The 18,317-nt window shown below is 37.5% G+C and carries 14 protein-coding genes; 1 reads left to right on the forward strand and 13 read right to left on the reverse strand.

Annotated features, from left to right (window positions below):
• Positions 1-99: 99 nt before the first annotated feature.
• The 10 genes from B4F31_RS02595 to B4F31_RS02640 all read right to left on the reverse strand — a co-directional run bounded on the left by B4F31_RS02595 (position 100) and on the right by B4F31_RS02640 (position 14,940).
• Entirely contained in the window at positions 100-1,914 is a 1,815-nt protein-coding gene (locus tag B4F31_RS02595; protein ID WP_286760544.1) for an acyl-CoA dehydrogenase family protein, read from the reverse strand.
• Between the two features lie 46 nt (positions 1,915-1,960).
• Positions 1,961-2,326: a four helix bundle protein gene (locus B4F31_RS02600; RefSeq protein WP_093304827.1), complete on the reverse strand. Its 366-nt coding sequence runs from the start codon at positions 2,324-2,326 to the stop codon at positions 1,961-1,963.
• Between the two features lie 31 nt (positions 2,327-2,357).
• Positions 2,358-3,548, reverse strand: coding sequence for an acetyl-CoA C-acyltransferase (locus B4F31_RS02605; protein ID WP_286760545.1), 1,191 nt, complete (start codon positions 3,546-3,548; stop codon positions 2,358-2,360).
• Positions 3,549-3,603: 55 nt separating this feature from the next.
• Positions 3,604-3,933: a four helix bundle protein gene (locus tag B4F31_RS02610; RefSeq protein WP_093304823.1), complete on the reverse strand. Its 330-nt coding sequence runs from the start codon at positions 3,931-3,933 to the stop codon at positions 3,604-3,606.
• A gap of 48 nt (positions 3,934-3,981) precedes the next feature.
• Complete coding sequence (locus B4F31_RS02615; protein WP_286760546.1) at positions 3,982-6,390, reverse strand: 3-hydroxyacyl-CoA dehydrogenase/enoyl-CoA hydratase family protein; 2,409 nt, start codon at positions 6,388-6,390, stop codon at positions 3,982-3,984.
• Between the two features lie 72 nt (positions 6,391-6,462).
• Positions 6,463-6,915, reverse strand: a complete 453-nt coding sequence (locus B4F31_RS02620) for a MarR family winged helix-turn-helix transcriptional regulator (RefSeq protein WP_075327253.1) — start codon at positions 6,913-6,915, stop codon at positions 6,463-6,465.
• A gap of 162 nt (positions 6,916-7,077) precedes the next feature.
• Complete coding sequence (locus B4F31_RS02625; RefSeq protein WP_093304817.1) at positions 7,078-8,859, reverse strand: AMP-dependent synthetase/ligase; 1,782 nt, start codon at positions 8,857-8,859, stop codon at positions 7,078-7,080.
• A gap of 241 nt (positions 8,860-9,100) precedes the next feature.
• A complete protein-coding gene (gene purL / locus B4F31_RS02630) occupies positions 9,101-12,787 on the reverse strand; it encodes a phosphoribosylformylglycinamidine synthase (RefSeq protein ID WP_286760547.1) in 3,687 nt (1,228 codons plus the stop codon).
• 289 nt (positions 12,788-13,076) lie between these two features.
• Positions 13,077-13,646, reverse strand: coding sequence for a lamin tail domain-containing protein (locus tag B4F31_RS02635; RefSeq protein ID WP_093304813.1), 570 nt, complete (start codon positions 13,644-13,646; stop codon positions 13,077-13,079).
• Between the two features lie 76 nt (positions 13,647-13,722).
• Positions 13,723-14,940, reverse strand: coding sequence for an RsmB/NOP family class I SAM-dependent RNA methyltransferase (locus B4F31_RS02640; protein ID WP_093304811.1), 1,218 nt, complete (start codon positions 14,938-14,940; stop codon positions 13,723-13,725).
• A gap of 269 nt (positions 14,941-15,209) precedes the next feature.
• On the opposite strand from B4F31_RS02640, the gene B4F31_RS02645 reads away from it, so the two are divergent.
• Entirely contained in the window at positions 15,210-16,277 is a 1,068-nt protein-coding gene (locus B4F31_RS02645; protein WP_286760548.1) for a WD40/YVTN/BNR-like repeat-containing protein, read from the forward strand.
• Between the two features lie 206 nt (positions 16,278-16,483).
• On the opposite strand, the gene B4F31_RS02650 is transcribed toward B4F31_RS02645, so the two are convergent.
• The 3 genes from B4F31_RS02650 to B4F31_RS02660 are packed head-to-tail and all read right to left on the reverse strand — an operon-like array spanning position 16,484 to position 18,028.
• Positions 16,484-16,927, reverse strand: coding sequence for a hypothetical protein (locus tag B4F31_RS02650; protein WP_075327992.1), 444 nt, complete (start codon positions 16,925-16,927; stop codon positions 16,484-16,486).
• 1 nt (position 16,928) lies between these two features.
• The gene (locus tag B4F31_RS02655; protein WP_075327247.1) at positions 16,929-17,450 is read right to left on the reverse strand and encodes a hypothetical protein; all 522 of its coding nucleotides are present in this window, start codon (positions 17,448-17,450) and stop codon (positions 16,929-16,931) included.
• A 32-nt stretch (positions 17,451-17,482) separates the two neighbouring features.
• On the reverse strand, positions 17,483-18,028 hold the full coding sequence (locus tag B4F31_RS02660; RefSeq protein ID WP_075327991.1) for an RNA polymerase sigma factor: 546 nt from the start codon (positions 18,026-18,028) through the stop codon (positions 17,483-17,485).
• Between the last annotated feature and the right edge of the window lie 289 nt (positions 18,029-18,317).

The following is an 18,317-nucleotide window of genomic DNA, read 5'->3' on the forward strand; positions in this document are numbered from 1 at the left end:
ATTATGCGAAATTTATCGTTGGAATAATTTTAAAATTAAGGAATAAAAAAAGACCGTCTAAATTTGACGGCCTTTTTACAATAGATTTAATAGAAATTATTAGAAACAATATTTATTTTCTGAAGTAAGTTTTTCCGCAATAGTGTTTCTTAATTCTACCACATTTGGCATCCTGTCATATTTAGTGAAACGCTTAAGTCCCATAAGCATCATACGTTGCTCATCACCTTCAGCAAAAGAAGCGATTCCCGCTTTGGCTTTTTGGTTTACAATATCTACAGCGTGGTATAAATATAATTTAGCCATAGCAATTTGTTCTTTCTGCGAGTCTTCACCAAAACGATTTACATTCTTTTCGGCTCTTAAAATACCAGATTCAGCCATATAAGCTTCAATAAGAATATCTGAAGCGGCCATTAGTAATTGCTGGTGTTCTTCCAGATCCTGACCGAATTTTTGAACAGCGCTTCCGGCTACCATTAAGAAAACTTTTTTCAGTTTCTTGATCATATCCTTTTCTTCAGCGAATAATTCATTAAAATCTGGTTTATCCATAGACGGGATTCCCGTAAGTTCTTCGCCCACTGCCTGTGCTGGACCTAAAAGATCTACGTGGCCTTTCATCGCCTTTTTAATCAGCATTCCAACCGCCAACATTCGGTTAATCTCGTTGGTTCCCTCATAAATTCTGGCAATTCTGGCATCTCTCCACGCAGATTCCATAGGCGTATCTGCTGAAAAGCCCATACCGCCTAAGACCTGTATGCCTTCGTCGCTACAATTCTGAACATCTTCAGAACAAGCAACTTTTAGAATAGAACATTCTATTGCATATTCCTCAAAAGTCTTTAATTCAGCATCTGAATGCGATTCTCCGGCTTCCAGTCGAAGATTAATTCTATCTTCAATATTTTTAGCAGCGCGGTAACTTGCAGCTTCTCCAACCCAGGCCGAAGTAGCCATTTCGGCAAGTTTAGATTTTATAGCACCAAATTTTGCAATTGGAGTTTTAAACTGAACCCTATCATTCGCATATTTCACTGCAACATCTGTCACTCTACGCTGTGCTTCTAAAGAAGCTGCGGCAAGTTTAATTCGACCAACGTTTAAGGCATTCATCGCGATCTTAAATCCGTTTCCTCTTTCTGAAAGCATATTTTCAGCAGGTACCACAGTATCGTTAAAGAATACTTGACGGGTAGAGGAGGCGTGGATTCCCAGTTTCTTTTCTTCCTCACCAAAAGTGATTCCGTTAGGATTCTCTTTATCGTATTCTACAATGAAACCGGTGATATTTTTATCATCCTGAATTCTTGCAAAAACGATAAAAACACTTGCAAATCCCGCATTGGAAATCCACATTTTTTGTCCATTTATCTTATAGCTCTTTCCATCTTCGGTAAGCTCAGCTTTTGTTTTCCCTGAATTTGCATCACTTCCCGCTCCCGGCTCGGTAAGACAATATGCGCCGAACCATTCTCCCGTAGCTAACTTCGGAATATATTTTTTACGCTGATCTTCATTCCCGTAAAGTAAGATTGGCAAAGTTCCAATTCCCGTGTGGGCACCAAAAGCGGTTGCGATAGATCCGGTTGCTCCTGAAATATAATCGCAAACCAACATTGTTGAAACAAAGCCCATTCCGAGGCCATCGTATTTCTCGGGTACAGCAACACCTAAGAAGCCAAGTTCTCCTGCTTTGCCCATTACCTCTTCGGTAAGCGCGTAATTTTTCTTTTCAAATTCTTCTTTTTTCGGCCAGATCTCTCTGTCTACAAACTCCTTAACCGAATCGCGCATCATTTTTTGCTCCTCTGTAAAATCTTCTGGAGTAAATACATCTTCTGCTTTGGTTTCCTTTACCAGGAACTGCCCACCGCGTAGAAGTTCTTTTTTATTTTCTGTTGTTTCCATGCTATTATTTTGAATTTTGAATTATAAAATTTAAATGATCAAGCTTTTATAATTCAGTGTTATTAATGTTTTTTTGAGCTGTAATTATAATTTTAGTTATGATGTTTATTATATGTGTGATTTCATTTAAATAATGTGAAACTTCAATTTTTGTTATTTCTGAATCTTCCAAAAGTCTTAGCCAGTATTTAGTTTCCCTGGCTTCCTTGGAAGCGATTGACATTTTACTTATAAAATCTCGCTTTGATTGTGCCGCGTTTGCTTCTTCTACATTAGCGCCAATACTTGTTGCAGATTTTAATAATTGCCTGGAAATTATAAACTCCCTTTCCTCTTGAAGTTTTTTGAAAAGCGAGATAATATCAAGAGAAAACTTAAAGGTTTTGTCTACTATGATGTTCTCACTTTTCAATCTTATTCATTTAACATTAAACATTCATCATTTAAAATACTTCATAGATCCCAGCAGCTCCCTGTCCGGTTCCTACGCACATGGTTACCATAGCGTATTTGTCTTTTAGATTGCGTTTACGCATTTCGTCAAAGATTTGAACTGAAAGTTTTGCTCCTGTACAACCCAGCGGGTGACCCATAGAAATTGCCCCTCCATTCGGATTAAGGGTTTCAGGATTTAATCCGAGCTCCCTTATTACCGCTAGAGATTGTGAAGCAAAAGCTTCATTCAATTCAATAAGTTGCATATCGTCTTGTTTTAATCCGGCTTGTTTTAAAGCTTTTGGAATAGCATGAACCGGCCCAATTCCCATAATTCGAGGATCTACACCTACAGGCGCATAACTCACCATCCTTGCAATTGGTTCAAGATTAAATTCTTTCACCATTTCTTCACTCATCACCATTACAAAAGCGGCGCCATCACTCATTTGTGATGAGTTCCCTGCTGTTACACTTCCGCCTTCGGCAAAAACTGGTCTTAGTTTCCCTAAAACTTGTTTAGAGGTATCGGCACGCGGCCCTTTATCTTTATTTACCGTATAAGTTTTGGTTTGCTTCTTACCGTCTTTCCCTACAAAAGTTTCTTCAACATCTATAGGGACAATCTGGTTCTGAAAGCGATCTTCTTCCTGAGCTTTCAATGCTTTTTGATGAGAATTAAAGGCAAATTCATCCTGGTCTTCCCGGGAAACCTTGTATTTCTCGGCTACTGCTTCTGCAGTAAGCCCCATTCCCCAGTAATAATCTTCGTTACCTTCCTTGGCAGTTTTATAATTGGGAACCGGTTTGTAACCGCCCATTGGAATGTAGCTCATACTTTCGGCGCCACCGGCGATAATACAATCGGCCATTCCACTTTGGATTTTTGCCGAAGCAATCGCGATGGTTTCGAGTCCCGAAGCGCAATAACGGTTAACTGTCATCCCGGGAACCTTATCGGTATCTAAACTCATTAATGAGATTAAACGCCCAACGTTAAGGCCTTGCTCTGCTTCGGGCATCGCATTTCCAACAATTACATCATCGATCCTGGTTTTATCAAAATCGGGTAATTGCTTCATCATATATTCTATGGTTTCTGCAGCCAGATCATCTGGACGCTTAAACCTGAACACCCCACGGGGAGCTTTCCCCACGGCTGTTCTGTATGCTTTTACTATGTATGCTGTTTTGTTCATTTTTTAGTATTTAGATGTTAGGATTGAGTATTGAGAAAACTCAAACCGCTAACGATTACATTAATGCATAATTCATTTTTTGAACCTCAAAAACTTCAGACGAAACCGGTTTAACTTTTTCTTCTTCAAGTCTATGCAAAAGAATCAAGTGCGTATACAGTTCATAAAAAGAAGCGTTGGCTATACATAAGAAATTTTTAAATTTTCCTTTAGTATTTCTACCCGCTCCTTCAGCAATATTGGAAGGAACCGAACCAGCAGCGCTTCTTATCTGACTTGTTAAACCAAATTTTTCTTCAGTTGGAAAATTAGCAGAGAGTAGGTAAGTTTTTTCAGCAATATCCATTGCTTTATTCCAAATTTTTAAATCATTTAAATGGTGCATATCTCTGATTTTTATGCTTACTCACTACTCTATCCTAAATACTCACTACTAATTTCTCAATGGTTTGCCTTTCTTCAACATATGCTGAAGTCGTTCTAAGGTTTTGCGTTCTCCGGTTAGGGAAAGGAATGCTTCTCTTTCCAGATCTAACAGGTATTGTTCACTAACCATTTGTGGTTCTGAAAGGTCTCCTCCGGCCATTACATAAGCCAGTTTGTTTGCGATTTTCTTATCATGGTCGCTAATATATTTTCCGGCGTTCATTTGGTCGGTTCCTACCAAGAAAGCCCCTAAGGCTTGTTTCCCGAGCACTTTAATATCGGTACGGTGAATTGGTTTTGTATATCCATTTTCAGCCATTAACAATGCGTGTTTCTTTGCGATGGTTAATTGTCGTTCCTGGTTCACCACTACGATATCTTTTCCTTTCTGAAGTATATTCAAATCGAATGCCTCGTGAGCCGAAGTAGAAACCTTTGCCATTCCTATAGTTAGGAAATGTTCTCTTAATCGATTTAATTCTACATCATCTTTTTCATAAGTATCTGCAGCGCGAACGGTCATTTCTTTAGAACCTCCACCGCCGGGAATTACCCCAACGCCAAATTCAACCAAACCAATATAAGTTTCGGCTGCTGCTACCACTTTATCGGCGTGTAGTGAAAGTTCACATCCACCACCAAGTGTCATCGAATGTGGGGCAGCTACGGTAGGAATGGAGGAGTAGCGCATACGCATCATCGTATCCTGGAAATATTTAATCGCCATATTAAGCTCTTCATATTCCTGCTCTACAGCCATCATAAAGATCATCCCAATGTTTGCTCCAACAGAAAAGTTCTTTCCGTTATTTGCGACTACTAATCCCTGGTAATCTTTTTCGGCCATATCTATGGCTTTGTTGATGCCGTCTAAAACATCACCACCAATGGCGTTCATTTTACTGCGGAATTCCACATTCAGGATTCCATCGCCAAGATCTTCAACTACAACGCCGCTGTTGCTGAAAACTTCTTTTGATTCACGAATATTATCTAAAATGATAAATGCATCCTGACCAGGAATTTTGGTATAATCCTTTTTCTGAATATCGTAATAATAGGTATTGCCTTCTTTTACGGTGTAAAAAGAGTCTTTACCATTTTCCAACATCTCATTTACCCAGGCCGCCGGTTCTTTACCTTCGGCTTTCATCATTTCAACACCTTTCTTTACGCCAAGGGCATCCCACATTTGGAATGGACCGTGCTCCCAACCAAATCCGGCTTTTACACCATCATCAATTTTATAAAGTTCATCGGAGATTTCTGGAATTCGGTTAGAAACATAAGCGAATAATGCTGCAAAGTTTTTACGGTAAAATTCACCGGCTTTTCCTTTATCACCAACTAAAACTTCATAGCGGTCCTCCAGGTTATCTATAGTTTTGGTTTGTTCCAGCACATCGAATTTCGCGCTTTTTCTATCGCGATATTCCATTTTATCTAAGTCTAAAGACTTGATTTCGCTGGAACCATCTTCTTTCTTTACTTTTTTGTAAAATCCGGTATTATTGGTTTTGCTACCCAACCATTCGTTATCCATCATCGTCTGGATAAAATCTGGTAAAGCAAAAAGTTCGTTGGCCTCATCGTTTGGAACACCTTTATGAAGCCCGTTGGCTACGTGTACCAAAGTATCTAAACCAACTACATCTACCGTACGGAAAGTCGCCGATTTCTGGCGTCCAATAACCGGCCCCGTAAGTTTGTCTACTTCTTCAATGGTCATATCCATATCTTTAACCATATGGAAAAGGCTCATAATGCTGAAAATACCAATTCGGTTACCAATAAACGCCGGAGTGTCTTTAGCTAATACCGATTTCTTACCAAGGAATTTTTCGCCATATTCGTTAAGAAACTCAAGAACTTCCGGTTTCGTGTCTGGTCCCGGGATAATTTCAAATAATTTCAGGTAACGCGGTGGGTTAAAAAAGTGTGTTCCGCAGAAATGCTGCTGAAAATCTTCGCTTCTTCCTTCATTCATTTGCTGAATAGGAATTCCCGAAGTATTGGAAGTAATTAGCGTTCCTTTTTTACGATGTTTTTCCAGTTTTTCAAACACCTGCTGCTTAATATCCAGGCGTTCTACTACTACCTCAATAATCCAATCTGCTTTAGAAACCTTAGAAATATCATCTTCCATATTTCCGGTTTCTATACGATTGGCAAAATCTTTATGATAAATAGGAGAGGGCTTGGATTTTAAAGAAGCTTGCAAAGATTCATTTACCAGGCGGTCTCTAACTTCCTTATCTTCTAAAGTGAGTCCTTTTTTCTTCTCTTTCTCATTGAGTTCCCGCGGGACGATATCCAGCAAGAGAACTTCTACGCCAATATTGGCGAAGTGGCAGGCAATACCGCTTCCCATAATTCCGGAACCGATTACCGCTACTTTATTAATTCTTCTCTTCATAATTTTTATCTGGTTTTACTATAAGGTTTTCGATTATTAACTTAATTGTACAGGTTTGTGAACCTGCGAGGTCTATTCAATTTTAATTTCTTCTTTATAAATTTTCTTTTCAGAAATAAGGTTTAAAATTGTATTAGCTACCTCTGTAAAGGTTTTTAGATCTTCTTCTGAAACGTTTTCCTTTACGGCTTCATCAAAGCGTAGAACCACTTTTTTGGAATATTCCCGCATTTCCCGGCCAAAATCGGTTAAATAGATAAGGACGCTGCGACCATCTTTTGGGTTTTTTTTACGCAGAATTAATCCTTTATCTTCCATAGTTTTAAGGATTCGGGATAAGCTAGTCGCTTCCATTCCCATTTTAGGACCAAGCGAGGTAGAAGGAGTTCCGTTTTCGGGGTCTATGCTTAAAAGTGCAAAACCGGTAGACATAGTGCTGCCGGCCTTACCGGCTTCTTCATTATACATTTTTGATACCGCCATCCAGGTGGCACGTAAAACATAATCTATGGTCTTTTCCTTCATTTTTGAATGTTGATTCTCAAAGTTAAGAAAAATATATTATGCACGCATAATAAAATGGAATAAATAATCAGGACATTCTATTATTTGAGTAAATTTATGAGAAATGCATAAAAAAACCCTTCGAAAAGAAGGGTTTTAACTTAAGTTGTAAATAATCTGTAATTATGAAGGTCTGTAAATCTTCTCGTATAATTTCTTATAGCGATCTTTAATATTCCTACGTTTTAATTTCATTGTTGGCGTGAGGTGCCCTTCTTCAATCCCCCAGACTTCAGGGGTGAGTTCAACAACTTTTACACGCTCCCATTTCCCGAACTTCTCATTATAAAAATCTACTTCCTCCTGAATACGTTCTTTAACCTGGGTATTTTCAGCAATAGCTTTTTCAGAGCCATCACCAATATCAATATTTTTACGTCTGGCCCATTCTTCTACAAACTCGAAATTTGGTTGAATAAGCGCCGCCGGCATTTTTTCGCCGTCGCCAATTACCATTATTTGTTCGATAAATCGAGATTGTTTCATCGTGTTCTCAATAATTTGTGGTGCTACATATTTTCCTCCCGATGTTTTAAACATTTCCTTTTTACGATCGGTAATTTTAAGGAAACCATCTTTATCCAGCTCTCCAATATCACCGGTATGGAAAAATTGATCACCGTTTAAAACCTCTTTTGTTTTTTCCGGCTCCTTGTAATAACCAAGCATTACATTTGGTCCTTTAGCGAGAATTTCACCGTCTTCTGCAATTTTAACTGTTACGTTATCTATAGGTCTTCCTACTGTTCCAATTCGGAAACCTTTATCTCTCTGATCGTTTACTGCAATTACCGGTGAAGTTTCGGTTAATCCGTAACCTTCCATCACCGGAATGTCAGCTGCGGCAAAAACACGTGCCAAACGCGGTTGAAGCGCTGCCGAACCTGAAACAATCAACTCAATATTTCCGCCTAAACCTTCTTTCCATTTAGAGAAAATAAGTTTTCTGGCAAGTTTAAGTCGGGTTTCATACCACCATCCATTTGCGCCGTATGGTTCATATTCCAAACCAAGTTCTACGGCCCAGAAAAATAATTTTTGCTTAACGCCACCAACGGTAGAACCTTTGGCAATAATTTTATCGTAGACTTTTTCTAAAAGTCTTGGAACCGCAGTAATTACGTGGGGTTTTACTTCCTTGAGGTTATCGCTAATTTTTTCTATAGATTCGGCAAAATGAATTGATACTGAATAATATTGATATAAATAAAGTATCATTCTTTCAAAAACGTGGCAAACCGGTAAGAAACTAAGCGCTACATAAGTTCCCCTTTCAAAAGGAACACGCTTAGAGCTATCCATTACATTACTCACCAGGTTATTGTGGGAAAGCATAACTCCTTTTGGCCTCCCGGTAGTTCCTGATGTATATATTAAAGTTGCAAGATCATCTGGCTTAACCGCTTTCTTTAATTGTTCAACCTCGTCCTGGTTGCTTTTATCGTCTCCCAGCTCTAATACTTCAGTCCAGTTTTTAGAACCTTCTATTTCATCAAAAGTATAGACCTCTTTAAGTTTGGTATCGTGTTTAATAGAATTTAGTTTATCCAGTACTTCTTTATCTGATACAAAGCAAAAAACGGCCTCACTGTGATCTAATACATATTGATAATCATCTTCAGAAATTGTAGGATAAATAGGTACAGTTTGCGCACCTGTTTGCAAAACCCCAATATCCATTACATTCCATTCTGTACGGTTACTCGTAGAAATTATAGCAATTTTATCGTTTGGTTTTATACCCAATCGCAATAATCCACGGCTTATTGCATTTGCCTTATCAATATATTCCTGGGTGGAAAGTGCTTTCCATTCTCCATTATATTTTGTGACTAACGACTTATCTAAAGCGTGTTTTTCCAGTTGAAAATAAGGAAAGTCAAAAAGTCTTGTTGGTTTATCCATTTGGGTGTAGCATTATTATATACTTTGCAAAATAGCAAATTTGTAGCCTATTTCAAATTGAAATATTAAAATAAACATAGATATATTACTAAGAATATAAATTCTTTAAAGAATATAGCTATTCTATTTATAACAGTTTTATACCTATAGGGCTATTTATTAAATTGATAATCATTGAATTAAATTAGAAACGCCCAACAATAAAAATATCATTGGGCGTTTAAATAATGCTGAAGAAAAATTATTTTTTATCTAACCATTTTCTGGCATTCACAAAGGCTTCAAGCCACGGACTTACTTTATCGTCTTTCCTGTCTTTTGGGTAATAGGCCCAATTCCAGGGAAAGGTAGAGCGTTCTAAGTGCGGCATCATAACCAAATGTCTTCCGGTATCGTCGGTAAGTATAGCTGTATTGTGGTTAGAGCCATTTGGATTGGCTGGATATTTATCATAGCCGTATTCTCCTACAATATTATAATGCTCTTTTTTATAAGGAAAGCTAAATTTCCCCTCACCGTGAGCAGCCCAAATACCGAGTTTACTTCCAGAAAGTGTGGATAGCATCACCGATTTGTTTTCCATAATTTCTACGGAAGTAAAATTACATTCAAATTTATGCGATGCATTATGAAGCATTTTCGGTTTCTTTTCGTGGTCTGGATTTATTAATCCTAACTCAATAAAAAGCTGGCAACCGTTGCATACTCCAAGCGATAAGGTATCTTCTCTTTCAAAGAAATTATCGAGCGCATTTTTAGCTTTTTCGTTATATAAGAAAGCTCCTGCCCAACCTTTTGCACTGCCCAAAACATCTGAATTTGAGAATCCTCCTACGGCTGCTATAAACTGAATATCTTCCAGGGTTTCCCTTCCCGAGATTAAATCGGTCATATGTACATCTTTAACCTCAAAACCGGCTAAGTGCATCGCACGGGCCATTTCACGTTCAGAATTAGAACCTTTTTCACGAATAATCGCCGCTTTAATAGCTTTGGTAGGCTTCTCCAATAAATCAGATTGGAATGGAAGCTGACCGGTAAATCCATAAGGGAATTTAAATTCCAGTGGTTGATTTTTGTAATTATTGAATCGCTCAGTAGCCTTATCTACACCGCTTTGTTTCTGATCTAATAGGAAGGAAGTTTTATACCAAACATCTCGCATTTCAGGAATATTGAAACTGAGATTTTCTGCGCCGTTCTTGATTTTTAGTTCGTTTCCTTCCGTTACTTTTCCAATTTTAAAGAATTCAACATTATTATCAGTAAGTACTTGTTCCGCAGTCTCATCTTTTGCCTGGAAAACAATTCCGCAGTTTTCGTTGAATAATAATTTTACACTGTCTTTTTCATTCAAGGCGGTAAGGTCTAAATCTGCGCCAAGATTAGTATCGGCAAAACACATTTCAAGAAGCGTAGTGATTAATCCACCAGAAGCAACATCGTGCCCGGCCAGGATTAAATCCTGCTTAATTAATGCCTGAATATTATAAAAAGCATCAGCGAATTTTATATGGTCTTTAATAGTTGGAACTTCTGTCCCAACTTTATTTAGAATTTGCGCTAAAGAAGATCCGCCCAGTTTAAAATTATCCTGTGATAAATTGATATAATAAATATCACCGCCCCCGAGGCTTTGGGGCTGTAAAACCGGCTCAACTACTTTCGTGATATCATCACAATGCCCGGCAGCTGAAATTATTACCGTGCCGGGAGAAAGTACCTCGCCATCTTTATAGCGTTGCTTCATGGAAAGCGAATCTTTTCCTGTAGGAACATTTATTCCCAGGGAAATCGCGAAATCTGAAACCGCACGCACCGCTTCATAAAGCCTGGCATCTTCCCCTTCATTATTACAAGGCCACATCCAGTTGGCTGAAAGCGAAACAGATTTTAAGCCTTTTTCCAACGGAGCCCAAATAATATTTGAAAGCGCCTCGCCAATTGAATTTTTAGAACCCGCAACCGGATCTACTAAAGCCGAAACAGGAGAGTGACCAATAGAAGTGGCCACACCTTCTTTTCCATTATAATCCAGCGCCATCACCCCGCAATTATTTAGCGGAAGCTGCAATGGCCCGGCGGTTTGTTGTTTTGCCACGCGCCCGGTTACACAGCGGTCCACCTTATTGGTTAACCAGTCTTTGCAGGCCACGGCTTCTAATTGAAGTACCTGGGTTAAATAATCTTTTATATCTTCTGAAGAATATTCTAAATCGGCATAAATACGTTTTACCGATGTATCGGTCATTATAGTTTTTGGTGAGCTACCAAACATATCAGAAAGTTCCAGGTCCATTGGTTTTTTACCCGATTTTGAACCTTCAAAAGTAAACCTATGATCGCCTGTTACATCACCAACCTGATAAATAGGGGAGCGTTCACGTTCTGAAACCCTGCGAAGTATTTCATAATTTTTACCGCCAATAACCAGTCCCATTCGTTCCTGGGATTCGTTTCCTATAATTTCTTTAGCTGAAAGGGTAGGATCCCCAACCGGCAATTTATCTAAATCTATTTTTCCCCCGGTTTCTTCAACAAGTTCACTTAAACAATTTAAATGCCCACCTGCACCGTGATCGTGAATGGAAACTATTGGGTTTTCTTCACTTTCTACCATTCCACGCACCGCATTAGAGGCACGTTTTTGCATTTCGGGATTGGCTCTTTGTATGGCGTTTAATTCTATTCCGCTTCCTAATTCTCCGGTGTCTGCAGATGAAACTGCGGCACCGCCCATTCCAATCCGGTAATTTTCACCACCAAGAATTACAATTTTATCACCTTTCTTCGGAATATCTTTTTGTGCCTGACTGGCTTTCCCGTAACCAATACCGCCAGCAAGCATAATTACTTTATCGTAACCTAATTTTCTATTGTGCTCAGTATGTTCAAAAGTAAGTACCGATCCTGAAATTAAAGGTTGTCCAAATTTATTTCCAAAATCTGAAGCCCCGTTAGATGCTTTTATTAAAATATCCATTGGAGTTTGGTACAACCAATCGCGTTCTTTCATTCCATTTTCCCATTTCCGGTCTTTATCCAGCCTGGAATAAGAAGTCATATAAACCGCGGTCCCGGCTAAAGGTAAAGAACCTTTTCCGCCGGCAAGCCTGTCACGAATTTCGCCACCGCTTCCGGTTGCAGCACCATTAAATGGTTCTACCGTGGTGGGGAAATTATGAGTTTCGGCTTTTATGGAAATTACCGAATCAAAATCTTTATTTTCATAATATTCGGGAACATCGGGGCGTTTTGGTGCAAATTGCTGTACTCGCGGCCCGTTTATAAAAGCAACATTATCTTTATAAGCAGAAACAATTTCGTTAGGATTTTCTTCGGAAGTTTTTCTGATCATTTTGAACAACGAATTCGGTTTTTCCTCTCCATCAATTACAAAAGTACCATTGAAAATTTTGTGGCGGCAATGTTCAGAATTTACCTGGGAGAAACCAAAAACTTCAGAATCTGTGAGTTTACGACCTAATTTATCGGCTAAGCCCTGTAAATAAGCAACCTCTTCTATATTAAGTGCGAGACCTTCCTGCTGGTTATATGCCGCAATATCATCAATTTCAATAATAGGTTCAGGATTAATATGAATATCAAAAATATCCTGGTCTAAACCTTCGTATTTTTGAGAAAGCATTGGATCAAAATCGTGAAAATTCTTATCTATTCGCAAAAATTCTTCAATTCTAATAATGCCATTTATTCCCATATTTTGGGTAATCTCTACCGCGTTGGTACTCCAGGGAGTGATCATTGCAGCACGGGGTCCAACAAAAAAATCTGCCAGAGCAGATTTATTAATTTGTTGTGTATTCCCAAAAAGCCAGTTTAATTTAGTAATGTCTTGCGCCGTAAGGTTAGTATGCGTTTCTACCGCAAAAACCTTGGTGGATTGGTCTCCAAAGAAAAGGATCATTCTATGTTGTTTTGTGTTGTTCGCGAAAAGACAAATTTAGGTTTTTTAAAGGAAATATTTTAGGAAGTTAGTGCAGAAAATATTGTGAAGGTTTTGCCACGAATTCACGAACCGATCTTTAATTTTAAGTATTGCTCTTTTAAAGTACTGGCATTGCGAAGGAGTTTTTTTAGGCGTCTGCGACACAATCTGTACTTTTTCAAATAAGTTCCTTTTAAAATAAGCGGGACTATAACCAAAGATTGCCAGACTCGTCCCGCGCTCGCAATAACATAACTCCTTTCGTAGTTTAGTAACTACCCAAATCTTCAACATTATCCATTTCCAGAAATTCCCAGTCATCGGGATTGTATTCAAGAGAAGGTTCTGTTATAGATTTCTTTCTTCTTAAAGTTTGGTCTTTAGCAAAATCTTCAACGGTATCAAGATATCCAATAATATCTATTAACTCCCCGTTTTTGAAAAGCCCTACAGGATCGTTACCGTTAAAATCTAAAGGTGTACCGGCTTTTAATTGATTAGATCCTGAAATAATTTTAGAAATAGGAGCCGATTCATTACCTATCACAAAAGTTTCTTCATGTGCTAAATCACCTTCAAGTAAAACTTCGCCCATCCAATCGCCGGTTCTATTAGACTGTTTTTTAATGGAATAAATTTTAGTTTCCAGGTTAATATTTTCTCCGGTAAGATTTACAATTTCCAGCGCTTTATTATAGGAGGTGCCTTCTACATATTCTGAAAAGAAGATTTCAGAAGAAAAATTATTTTCTTCCGGTTTTTCTTCAGGAATTGAGGTACCGTCTTCTGAACAGGAATAAAAAAGTATAAGAAGAAATAAAAAGTAGAAATTTTTCATCAAAAAAATCAATTTCAGGAAAAATAGCGTGATTTTACCTGAAATTGATTGATTCTAAAAATTTGGGGAGAAACCTTTAAACCTTTTTTTCTAAAAGTGCCATATAGAATCCGTCAAAACCGGTTTCAGAAGAAAGCAGGGTTTGATCTCTAAGCAATCTGAATTTTTTTCCTTCTTCAGTATTTTTTAGAAAATTTTCTACTTGCTTTTCATTTTCAGAAGGTAAAACCGAACAGGTTGCGTAAACCATTTTTCCTCCCGGTTTTACAATACGGGAATAGGTTTCAATAATTTCGGCCTGTGTTTTTATAAGATTGTCTATAAATTCAGGTTGCAATTTCCATTTGGCATCAGGATTTCGGCTTAACACTCCGAGGCCGCTACAAGGGGAATCTATAAGCACACGATCTCCAGTTCCGTAAAGCTTCTTGATCACTTTTGTGCTATCTATGGCACGCGGATCTATATTATGGGCACCTGCACGTTTGGCGCGGCGTTTAAGTTCTTTGAGTTTATTTCCGTAGATATCGGTAGCAATAATTTGGCCTTTGTTTTCCATTAAAGCTGCGAGGTGAAGTGTTTTACCACCGGCACCGGCGCAAGTATCTACTACGCGCATCCCGGGTTCTACTTCAAGAAATTCGGCTACTACTTGCGAAGAAGCATCCTGAACTTCAAAAAAACCATCTTTAAAAGCCTGCGTTCTAAAAACGTTACCGCGTTCTTCCAGTTTTAAAGCGTCTTTATACCCTTTTATAGGTTCAGAAATAATTTCTTCGTTTTTAAGAACGCTGCGTAAATTATCTTTACTTGTTTTTAAGGTATTAGCGCGAAGAATAACGGGCGCCTGTTGATTTAGCGCTGCGATTTCTTTATCCCACACCTTTTCACCAAGTTCTTTTACTCCAAGCTCATCCATCCAATCTGGAATAGATTCCCGGTATTTTCTAATTTTACTTAAACTATCAAATTTTCCTTTAATTCTTCGGGTAGGTGTGCCAGCAAATTGAGGCCAGTCTGGGAGCGCAATTCCGCGTAAGGTAGCCCAAACGGTAAATAATCTAAATAAATTTTCACGATCAAAAGGTTCTTTAACTTCAGCAATTTCAGCATAAAGTCTTTTCCACCGAACAATATCGTAAACGGTTTCAGCAATAAAACTACGATCGCGAGCCCCCCAACGCTTATCGCGCTTTAGGGTTTGCTCTATAACCTTATCGGCATATTTATTATTGTTGAATATTTCATTTAAGGCGTCTATGGTGGCAAAAACCAAATTCCTGTGTAACCGCATAACTAAATTTTGAATTTGCAAAGGTAATTTTTTTAGTCGACAATTGTGGTTTAATTGCTTCAAGGCCTGGCTACATATTAAATAATAAGTTTTAGGGCGCTTTATAAGCTCACAATAGGCTGTTTTGCTGCAGAAAAAAATTATATTTGATTTGATAATTGAGATGAATTAGTATAAGTACTGTCTCGAGATCACCATATATTTTTGAGGAGAGCTTTTTAGGTTTGTGCCGAAGTAATTTTTTTAACCAGAACATTTAAATTCAACTTATGAACAGAATTCTATTGTTATGTCTTTTTATAATTTTTAGTGCCTGTAAAAATGAGAAACAAGCGGAAAAAGAAAACCGGGTACAACCTGAAATAGAATATACTTCAGTAACTATAGAACCTATTCTGGAAAATAATTCCTTGAGTATTAGAGCGATTGAGATAATTGGGAATAACCTGGCTTTCGCAGCAAATAATGCCACTTTTGGGATGTATAATTTTAATAATAAAAACTGGCGAACCAATAATCAAAAATACGATACACTTGTTCCCGAGTTTAGAGCAGTAGCTTCTACAGATAACGATTTTTTTATGTTGAGCGTTGGAAGCCCCGCTTTACTTTATAAAACCGGAGATTCCGGTGCGATGGAATTAGTTTATAAAGAGGAGCACGAAAAAGCTTTTTATGATGCCATGGCTTTTTGGAATAATGAGGAAGGAATTGCAATGGGTGACCCAACCGATAATTGTATTTCAATAATTATAACTCGTAACGGTGGTAAAACCTGGGAAAAGTTAAACTGCGATGTTTTACCTGAAGTTATAGAAGGAGAAGCTGCTTTTGCAGCGAGTAATTCTAATATAGCTATTGAAGGAGATAATACCTGGATTTTAACCGGCGGCATGAAATCCAGAATTTATTTCTCTCCAGACAAAGGGAAAACCTGGGAAGTTTATAATACTCCTTTAATAGATGGGGAAGCCACAACCGGCGGATATAGTATGGATTTTTATGATGAAAACTTCGGAATTATTATCGGTGGAGATTATACCAAACCCAATGGAAATACCGGGAATAAAGCTATTACCAAAAATGGTGGCAAAACCTGGGAATTAATTGCAGAAGGGCAGGAGCCAGGCTACAAAAGTAGTGTGAGGTTTGTACCTAATGGTGGAGGAGAAAAAATAATAGCCACTGGATTTAGCGGAATTTCATATTCTAAAGACTCTGGTAAAACCTGGGAAGAAATTTCTAAAGAAGGTTTTTATACCTTAAGATTTAGAAACGACTCAGTGGCGTATGCTGCAGGAAAAGGTAGGATTGCGAAGCTCAATTTTACTCAATAATCGAGATTTAAATATTCTGGGCTCACCTCTAGGGGAAGAATAATCAATACTATATCCTGTAAACTTACCTTTCGAGGAGTTTGAATTAAAAAGAATCCCGGGAGGCAAAACCTACCGGGATGCTAACTAACTACTAACTAACCAAAAAACTAACTTTTAAGACTCACCAGGTGAGATTTTTATTGCCCAACCAGGATTTTGCTTTATTATTCCTGATTTTCGCGATCTTTTCTAGATCGGTATTCTTTAATCAATTTTTTATGAAATTCGTCTTCCAATTTATGAAGTTTAATAATTTCCTGAGAAGACATTATTTCTTTCAAATCCTTGAAAAGTTTCTCTTTAAGAACATAATCCTGCCTTTCTATAATGACGTATTCTTTTAGCATTTCCTCGGCCTCATCTTCAGAAATACATTCTAAATTAGGCAAATCTCTATGCTCTCGTTTTCTCAATTCGTGCAATTCAGACTCATATTCATTATAAATTGGCCAAAATTTTTGAGCTTTTTGTTTATCCAGGTTTAACTCCTGGGTAAAAAAAGCAGTTTTTAATTCCTTTATTTTCTCTCGATGAGATTCACTTCTGTTTTGGGACTGCATTTCCCACAATCCAGAAAACATTAATAATATTATAAGTAGGTTTTTCATATTAATCTTCATCTAAAATATAAAGCGGATCTTCTAAATTTTCATCAAGATAATTCTTCATCGCATCAGAATTTACAGTATTTAGATCTGCATCATCAATAATATATCCTTGCTGAAAAATATAATTTGAAATCTCACTTGTAGAAAATTCTATGTTATTATTGTCTATATAATTTTCCATCACTGAAAGTTCTACATTGTCCCAGCTTGTTTGAGTTTCAGGGTTAATGTAAAAAGTACTGGCAAAAGCAATTACAATTGCGGCGATACTGGCAGCATAAAGAAATGCTTCTTTGGTAAATAAATTTCTAACCCTGGTTTCTGGTTTAGTCGCTTTTTTAAGAATTTCGTCTTCCAGGCCATCAAAATATCCAATTGGTGCAGTGAAACCAGCAGATTTTTTTTCTCCCAGAGTTTCTGAAAGTTTCACCATATCTAACAAATCCTCTTCTAGACCCTCAAAATAGTTTGCTGGGGTCTTAAAGCCTGATTTTTGATTATATGATATTTTTTCTTTCTTCATTTGCTTATTTGACTATGAAAAGTACAAAAGGTTTAATTGGTTTTTAAGTATTCCTCAATTTTTTTAGCCGCGTGGTGGTATGATGCCTTTAGCGCTCCCTCACTGGTTTCAAGTATTTCTGCCATTTCCCGGTATTTTAATTCTTCAAAATATTTCATATTAAAAACCTGTTGTTGTTTAGCTGGCAGACTGGCAATTGCTTTTTGCAACTTTAATTGAATTTCATCTCCTTCAAAATAAACATCGCTTTCTAAATTGGAAATTAGTTGTTGCTGTAAATCTTCTGAAGTGATGTGATTGCATTTAGCGCGTTTATTTAAAAAACTTATAGATTCGTTGGTGGCTATGCGATACATCCAGGAAAATAATTTACTTTCTCCTTTAAAATTATTGATATTTCTAAAAATTTTGATAAAAGTATTCTGAAGCACATCATGCGCATCCTCATGGTCTTTCACCATGTTACGAATGTGCCAGTATAAACGCTCCTTATATAAAGATACCAATTCCTTAAAAGCTTCAGAAGAAGTCTTTTTATCCTGTAAGCGTTTAATAAGTAGATCTTCGGACGTTTTCAAAGGGATACTTGTCTTAATTTTCATGTGGAATCCCGTGTAGCGGAAGCCAAAGGTAATTAAAACTTTATTCTTCTTAAAGTCAGCGAGTAAAAGAATTCGATCCTAATTTTCGCGTAAGCCAAATCTTTATATAATCGACAAAATGCATAAAAATCAGTTAAAATGCATTTTTTGTTTGGTGATTTGATTTCTCTAATCTATATTTACAGTATCAAAAATGATTTAATCTTTTTTGCCCCAATTGAAAACGAATTAAATCTATTATTCTTAGTTGCCCCACAATGAGAAT

It is taken from the genome of Salegentibacter sp. UBA1130 (assembly GCF_002311535.1).
Taxonomy (GTDB): Bacteria; Bacteroidota; Bacteroidia; order Flavobacteriales; family Flavobacteriaceae; genus Salegentibacter; species Salegentibacter agarivorans.